We start from the raw sequence: 7,567 nt of genomic DNA, 5'->3' as shown, positions 1-7,567 counted from the left end.
CCACAGGCACCCCCGCCGACTCCGACACCCCCGACCCCACAGGCACCCCCGCCGACTCCGACACCCTCAGCCCCACAGGCACCCCCGCCGACTCCGACACCCTCAGCCCCACAGGCACCTCCGCCGGCTCCGGCGACCCCGGGGCCGCGGGGGGTTCCGCCGGTGATGCGGCGGAGCCTTCCGGCGCCGGCGGTCCCACCGAGCTGGTGCGGTCCGTCAACGGGCCCGTGCGGGACCTCGCGTTCTCGCCGGACGGGGCGTGGCTGACCTGGTCGCAGCCCGGGGTGGGACGGACGTTGCGGCAGATCAGGATGGCCCGGATCAAGGACCGGCTGACCGTCGACGTGACCGACGGCCGGTTCGAGGACGAGAATCCGGTGTTCACGCGGGACGGCCGGTATCTGGCCTTCCTTTCCTGGCGCGGCTTCGACCCGGTGTACGACGTGCACACCGGGGACCTGTCCTTCCCGCTCGGCTGCAAGCCGTACCTGGTCCCGCTGTCCTCCGCGACCCCCTCCCCGTTCGCGCTGAACCCCGAGGGCCGGCCGGCCGCCGGCGGTCTGGACCCCGTCGAGGACGAGGGGACCGGCGAGACCGGCGCGGTGAGCGTGGAGGTCGAGGGCCTGGCGAGCCGGGTCACGCCGTTCCCGGTCATCGCCTCCAAGTACTCCGCGCTGCGCCCGGTCGCCGGCGGCGGCCTGGTCTGGCTGCGCTGGCCGATCTCCGGCGCGCTGGGCGAGACGTTCGTCAACCCGGACGACGTCTCCGGCCGGCCGACGCTGGAGCACTTCAACATCAGCAGGGCGAAGAAGTACGAACTCGTCGGCCACCTCGACTTCTTCGCGGTCAGCGGCGACGGCACCCGGCTCGTCGTCGCCGACGAGGGCGACCTGCGCGCGGTGCCGTCCACGGAGATCGGCGACAGCGACACCACGACCTGGATCGACCTGCGCCGGATCCTGCACATGGTGGACCCGCCCGCCGAGTGGCGCCAGTCGTACGAGGAGGCGGGCCGGCTGATCCGGGCCTACTTCTGGGAACCGGAGATGTGCGGCATCGACTGGGACGGGGTGCTCGCCCAGTACCGCCCGCTGGTCGAACGCGTCGCGTCCCCCGACGAGTTCGCCGACCTGCTGCGCGAAGTGCTCGGCGAGTTGGGCACCTCCCACGCCTACGTCGCCGCCGCCCGACGCAACGAGGGCCCCGCGCACTACCAGCGCCCGCAGGGCCTGCTCGGCGCCAACCTGGTGTGCCGGGACGGCCGTTGGACCGTCAAGCGGATCCTGCCCGGCGACTCCTCCGACTCCAGGGCCCGTTCCCCGCTGGCCGGCACCGGCATCCGCGAGGGCGCCGTCCTGACCCACGTGGACGGCCGCCCGGTGGATCCGGTGGCGGGTCCGTACCCGCTGCTGGCCGGTTCGGGCGGTACGACGGTGGAGCTGACCTTCGAACCCGCGGAGGGCGGGCCTCCACGCCGGGTCGCCCTCGTTCCCCTGATCGACGAGCGCCCGCTGCGCTACCAGGACTGGGTGGCCAAACGACGGGCCGTCGTAAGGGAGTTGAGCGGTGGCCGCTGCGGCTACCTGCACATCCCCGACATGGGTGGCTCCGGCTGGGCCCAGTTCAACCGGGACCTGCGCATGGAGGTGTCCCGGCCCGCGCTGATCGTCGACGTCCGCGGCAACGCCGGCGGCCACATCAGCGAACTGGTCATCGAGAAGCTGACCCGGACCATCCTCGGCTGGGACCTGACCCGCAACGCCCAGCCGGTGTCGTACACCTCGGACGCGCCCCGCGGCCCGGTCGTGGCCCTCGCCGACGAGGCGACCTCCTCCGACGGCGACATGATCACCGCGGCCTTCAGGCTGCTGAAGCTGGGCCCGGTGGTCGGTCAGCGCACCTGGGGCGGCGTGGTCGGCATGACCGGCCGGCACCGCCTCGGCGACGGCACGATCATCACGGTGCCGATGAACGCGGCCTGGTTCGACGCCTACGGCTGGTCCGTGGAGAACCACGGTGTCGCCCCCGACGTGGAAAGCCTGCGCACCCCCCTGGACTGGGCCGAGGGCCGCCACGTCGAGATGGACGACGCCATCGAACTGGCCCTGGAGCTCCTGGCGGCCAACCCGGCGGCGACCCCGCCCGGCTACGGCGACGTACCCGACCGCTCGCGGCCGAAGCTGCCCCCGCGTCACTGAGCGAGCCCCCCGCCCATGAGCGTGGGGTGCCCCGACGCACGGGGCACCCCACGCCACTACGGCCGAAGCCGAGCGCGGCGACAGCAGCGACTACCTGTCGTAGTCCTGGTTGAAGCGGTCCTCCGTCTCGTCACGCGTGCCCTCCATGCCCTGTCGGGCACGGTCGCGCTCCTGGGGGGCGCGCTGACCCGCCTTCTCCCGGGCCTCGCCGAGCTTCTCCTTGCCCTGCCGCCGCGCCTGCTCGGCCTGCTCCTGGGACTTGTCCTTCATGCCCATGCTGTTCACTCCCGTATGGGTGAGGATGATCCCCACGTGGGCGAGGGGATCGGCCTCGACCAGATTCACACGGGCGGTGACCCTGCGCATGTCGATCAGTGACGCTGGGTAGTTGAGGCCGTCCGGTGCTGCTCGTCGGCCGCGCCGCCCGCACCGACCAGCCCGGTCCGCACGCCCGTCAGCCGGTCCGCGAACCGCCGCATCTCCCGCTGCCCCACGCTTCCGATGATCCCCGGCAACCCCCCGCGCACGCCCTGCATCCCCCGCAGCCACCACTGCCCGTACACATGGCCGGCGCGCCGCTCGATCCCGGCCACGATCCGGTCCACCGCCGGCCCCAGCGGATAGGTCTTGTTCGCCGGCCACGGCAGCCGCTGCCTCAACTCCCGCATGACGTCGTCCTGATCGGCCCCGCGCACCATGTCGGTGTCGGTCCACGACAGGTACGCGACGCCCACCCGCACGCCCTTGTGGCCGACTTCGGCCCGCAGACTGTGCGCGTACGCCTCCACACCGGCCTTGGAGGCGCAGTACGCCGTCATCATCGGCGCCGGGGTGATCGCGGCGAGCGAGGCGATCTGCAGCAGATAGCCGCGGCTCTCGGTGAGCGCCGGCAGGAACGCCCGCCCGGTGACCGCCGATCCGACGAGGTTGACCTCGATCACCCGCCGCCAGGACTCCGGATCGGAGTCGGTGAACGGACCGCCGCTCGCCACACCGGCGTTGGCGACCACGATGTCGACCTTTCCGAACCGCTCCTCGACCTCCGCCGCGACCCGGCTCATCGCCTCGTGGTCGGTGACGTCGGCGTGCCAGTGGGCGCTGTCGCCGTGCAGCCGCTCACCGACCCGCTTGAGCGCGTCCGGCTCCAGCCCGACCAGCGCGACCCTCGCGCCGCGCGCGGACAGCTTGCGCGCGAGCAGCTCGCCGACGCCCCGCGCGGCCCCCGTGACGACCGCGACCCGCCCCTCCAGGCTCACCCTGCTCACGCGCCCTCCCTGATCCGTGCGTCGTCGTTTCGTGCGTCGCCGATTTGTGCGTCGCCGTCGTTGTCGTTCTCGCGTGCGCGTACGTAGGCGGTGACGAGTTCCCGGATCTTCCCGGTGACCAGCTCGGGCGCCTCCATGGGCGTCATGTGGCCGAGCCCGGGCAGCTCGGTCAGCCCCACGCACCGCGGCAGCGCCTCGGCCAGCGCCCGCGCGTGCACGGGCGGGGTCAGCCGGTCGGCCGCGCCCACGACGACCTCCGTCGGCACGTCCAACTCCCGTACGCCGTGGTCGAGGTCGAGCAGGTACAGCACCTGCGACCAGGCGTGGCGCACCCGGCGCGGGCAGGCGTGCACGATCCGCGCGCACGCCTCGACCGTGTGCGGCGCCGAACCGGGGCCCATCGCCGCGTACTTGAGGAGGCGCAGGGCGAGCGGCGTGACCGGCCCGAGCGGTGCCCGGGAGCCGAGGACGTGCCGGGTCAGCCAGGTCCGCGGCCGCCCGGCGCGGACCGGTACGACGGTCGCCTCGGCGACCAGCCGCGAACTGCCCGTGCTGCACAGCAGGACGGCCGCCGCGTGCTCCCGGAAGCCGGCCCGGCCGGAGGCGGCCATGACCGTCATCCCGCCCATCGAGTGTCCGGCGATCACCGCCTTCTCGCCGGGTGCGAGGGTCGCCGCGAGCACGGCCTCCAGATCGTCGGCGAGCGCTTCCGTACCGCACACGCGGCTCGCCGGGCTGCGTCCGTGGCCGCGCTGGTCGTAGGCGATGACGCGGTGGTCGGCGGCCAGGTCCCGGATCTGCGCGGCCCAGAAGGCGGTGGAGCAGGTCCAGCCGTGGGCGAGGACGACGGCCGGGGCACCGGGGTCGCCGGGTCTTCCGGCGGGTCCGTGCACCTCGACGTGCAGCCGGGCGCCGTCGGCGGAGACGGCGGTGAGTTCACGGGCGGGGACGGGAGGGGCGTAGGGGCCGGGCGCGACGCGGGTCGTACGGCTCACGCCTCCACCTCCGCCGGCTCGGCGGCACTCTTCCTGACGGGCGCCCGCAGCACCTGGTACTCGGTGAGGTCCACCCGCCGCGTGACCCGCCGGAACTCGGCCGTCGTACCGGGCCAGACGGTGGTGTTGCGGCCGCTCGCGTCCAGGTACCAGCTGGTGCAGCCGCCGGTGTTCCACACCGTGCGCCTCATGCGGTCCTGCACCTTGCGGTTCCAGGCGTTCACCGCGCTCGGGCGGGCGTCGAGGGCGGCCCGGCCGCCGAGGACGTCCAACTGGCGCAGGAAGTCGGCCATGTAGTTCAGCTGGGACTCGATCATGAGGATCATCGAGGAGTTCCCGAGGCCGGTGTTGGGCCCGATGATCGTCATCCAGTTCGGGAAGCCGGCCGCGGAGGCACCGCGCAGCGCCGCCATGCCGTCCTTCCAGGTCTCGGCGAGCGTACGGCCGTCCGCGCCGACGACCCGCTCGGCGATCGGCAGGTCGGTGACGTGGAAGCCCGTACCGAAGACGATCGCGTCGACCTCGGCCTCGGTGCCGTCGGCGGCGACGAGGGTCGAGCCGCGGACCTCACCGAGCCCGCTCGCTACGACGTCCACGTTGTCCTGCGCGAGCGCCGGGTAGTACGTGTTGGACAGCAGGATCCGCTTGCAGCCGATGCGGTAGTCCGGCGTGAGCCTGGCGCGCAGCGCCTGGTCCTTGATGGCGCGAGCCATGTTGCGCTTGGCCAACCGCTCGACGAAGCCGAGCTCATCGGGGTGCTTGGTGAACGCCTGGACCTGCAACTCCCTGATGCCCCACGACAGTCCGCGGCGCAGCTGTGTGGTGAACGGCAGCGCGCGGTGCAGTGAGCGCTCCGCACCGCTGATCGCGCGGTCGACGCGGGGCAGCACCCACGGCGGGGTGCGCTGGAAGACGGTGAGCCGGGCGACCTCGGGCTGGATGGACGGCACGATCTGGATGGCGGAGGCGCCGGTGCCGACCATGGCGACCCGCTTGCCGGCGAGGTCGTAGCCGTGGTCCCAGCGGGCGGAGTGGAAGACCTTGCCGGGGAAGGAGTCGAGCCCCGGGACGGCCGGGACCTTCGGGTCGGACAGCGGCCCGGTGGCGGAGACGACGACGTCGGCGGAGAGGTTCCCGCCGGTGGTCTCGATGTCCCAGCGCAGCTTCCCCGCGTCCCAGGTCATCCTCTTGACCTCGGAGTCGAAGCGTATGTGCGGGCGGAGGTGGAAGACGTCCGTGACGTGTTCCAGATAGGCGCGTATGTGCTCCTGCCCGGAGAAGGTGCGCGGCCAGTCGGGGTGGGGCGCGAAGGAGAACGAGTACAGGTGGGAGGGCACGTCGCAGGCGCACCCCGGGTAGCTGTTGTCGCGCCAGGTGCCGCCGACGCCGCCGGCCCGCTCCAGCACGACGAAGTCGGTGATCCCCTCCCGGCGCAGCCGCACGGCGGCGCCCAGCCCGCCGAACCCGGACCCGATCACCGCCACCCGCACATGCCGGTGCTCCGACTCCGACATCGCACCCCTCCCTGCCTGGCGTCCCGCGACTCGCGGCCGGCCCTCAGCGACTCTGCCAGTGAACACTGGCGCAATGGGGAGCGTAGAGGAGGCGCGTACTGATGGGTAGGGGGCGTGCAGGGGCGTTTCGCATCAGCGGCCGCCACCGCGGATACCGGCGGTACGACATAGGCTGCCGCTGTGGCGGAAGACGGTGGAGAGCACGACGGACGGACCGGGGGCCCACGCGAGTACCGCATGGAGGAACTGGCCCGGCTGGCCGGCATCACCGTGCGCACCCTGCGCTTCTACCGCGAGCGCAAGCTGATCCCGCCGCCGCGCCGCGAGGGCCGTATCGCCTGGTACGGCGACCACCACCTGGCCCGCCTGCGCACGATCTCGGCGCTGCTGGAACGCGGCCACACCCTCAACGGCATCGCGGAACTGGCGGAGGCCTTCGACCACGGCCGGGACGTCGGCGACCTGCTGGGCCTGGGCGCCCCCACGGAGGAGACCCCGGTCCGCCTCACCCCGGAGGACCTCGCCGACCACTTCGCCGGCGAGGTCACGGCCGAGAACCTGGCCGCCGCCATGGACCTCGGCTACGTCGGCACCGACGGCGGCGAGATCGTCCACGTCAGCCGCCGCCTGCTGGACGTCTCCTCCGCCCTGGTCCGCGAGGGCATCCCCCTCGCCGAGGTCCTCGACGCCGGCCGCCGCGTCCGCGAACACGCCGATGCCCTGGCCGCCCTCTTCACCGACCTGATCCTCCGCCACGCCCCCGAGGAGGACCTGCGGCGGCTGCGCCCGCTGGCGAAGAGCGTGGTGGAGGCGGAACTGTCGATGGCGCTGGACCGGCGGCTGCGCAAACAGCCGTAAGCGGGTCCAGCGATCTTCCAGAGGTCCTCCAGAGGTCCTCCAGAGGTCCTCTAGATGTCGTAGACGACGGTCACCGGCGCGTGGTCGGACCACCGCTCGGCGTGCGTGGCCGCCCGCTCCACGAACCCCTTGACGGCCTTGGCGGCGAGCCCGGGAGTGGACACGTGGTAGTCGATGCGCCACCCCGAATCGTTGTCGAAGGCCCGCCCCCGGTAGGACCACCAGGTGTACGGCCCCACCGTGTCAGGATGCAGGGCGCGCACGACATCGACGTACCCGCCGGCGGTGGGGGCGAGGACCGTGCTCAGCCACTCCCGCTCCTCCGGCAGGAAGCCGGAGTTCTTGGTGTTGCCGCGCCAGTTCTTGAGGTCGGCCTGCTGGTGGGCGATGTTCCAGTCGCCGCAGACGAGGACCTCGCGGCCGTCGGCGGCGGCCCGCTCGCGCAGTTCCTTCAGGTAGGCGAGGAACTCGCCCATGAAGCGGACCTTCTCGTCCTGCCGCTCGGTACCGACCTCGCCGGAGGGCAGGTAGAGGCTGGCGACGGTGACACCGGGCAGGTCGGCCTCGACGTACCGCCCGCTGCCGTCGAACTCGGCCGATCCGAAGCCGACCTGAACCCGGTCGGGTTCGCGGCGGGTGTAGAGCGAGACTCCGGCGCGGCCCTTGGCCGCGGCGGGCGCGTGCACGACGTGCCAGCCGTCGGGCGTGCGGACGTGCTCGGACAGCTGGTGCGGCTC

Annotated in this window: 7 protein-coding genes; 2 read left to right on the top strand and 5 right to left on the bottom strand. The window is 72.8% G+C overall.

Going from position 1 to position 7,567, the window contains the following annotated elements; translation table 11 throughout:
• Positions 1–2,198 (top strand): S41 family peptidase (locus RH94_RS38970; protein WP_199881037.1); only part of this gene is annotated, 2,198 nt, incomplete at its 5' end.
• Positions 2,199–2,288: 90 nt separating this feature from the next.
• Here the strand turns inward: RH94_RS38970 and RH94_RS22760 are convergent.
• From RH94_RS22760 to RH94_RS22745, 4 genes are read right to left on the bottom strand one after another with little or no spacing between them, the layout of a single operon-like run.
• Positions 2,289–2,564: a hypothetical protein gene (locus RH94_RS22760; RefSeq protein WP_234425967.1), complete on the bottom strand. Its 276-nt coding sequence runs from the start codon at positions 2,562–2,564 to the stop codon at positions 2,289–2,291.
• Between the two features lie 5 nt (positions 2,565–2,569).
• Positions 2,570–3,463, bottom strand: coding sequence for an SDR family oxidoreductase (locus RH94_RS22755; protein ID WP_073949419.1), 894 nt, complete (start codon positions 3,461–3,463; stop codon positions 2,570–2,572).
• Positions 3,460–4,458 carry an alpha/beta fold hydrolase gene (locus RH94_RS22750; protein ID WP_073949418.1) on the bottom strand — a complete coding sequence of 333 codons (999 nt, stop codon included), beginning with the start codon at positions 4,456–4,458 and terminating at the stop codon, positions 3,460–3,462. Before RH94_RS22750 ends, RH94_RS22755 begins: the two co-directional genes overlap by 4 nt.
• Entirely contained in the window at positions 4,455–5,972 is a 1,518-nt protein-coding gene (locus RH94_RS22745) for a flavin-containing monooxygenase (protein WP_073949416.1), read from the bottom strand. The genes RH94_RS22750 and RH94_RS22745 overlap by 4 nt, the downstream gene beginning before the upstream one ends.
• 237 nt (positions 5,973–6,209) lie before the next feature.
• Here RH94_RS22745 and RH94_RS22740 point away from each other — a divergent pair, with 237 nt between their 5' ends.
• Entirely contained in the window at positions 6,210–6,830 is a 621-nt protein-coding gene (locus tag RH94_RS22740; protein WP_073949413.1) for a MerR family transcriptional regulator, read from the top strand.
• A 50-nt stretch (positions 6,831–6,880) separates the two neighbouring features.
• Here the strand turns inward: RH94_RS22740 and RH94_RS22735 are convergent.
• The coding region (locus RH94_RS22735; protein ID WP_234425966.1) for an exodeoxyribonuclease III at positions 6,881–7,567 on the bottom strand (687 nt) is incomplete at its 5' end.

Origin of the sequence: Streptomyces kebangsaanensis, from assembly GCF_001906585.1 — a bacterium.
Classification (GTDB): Bacteria; Actinomycetota; Actinomycetes; order Streptomycetales; family Streptomycetaceae; genus Streptomyces; species Streptomyces kebangsaanensis.
The sequence above is the reverse complement of the archived record's forward strand: the minus strand, read 5'-3'. Positions and strand labels throughout refer to the sequence as shown.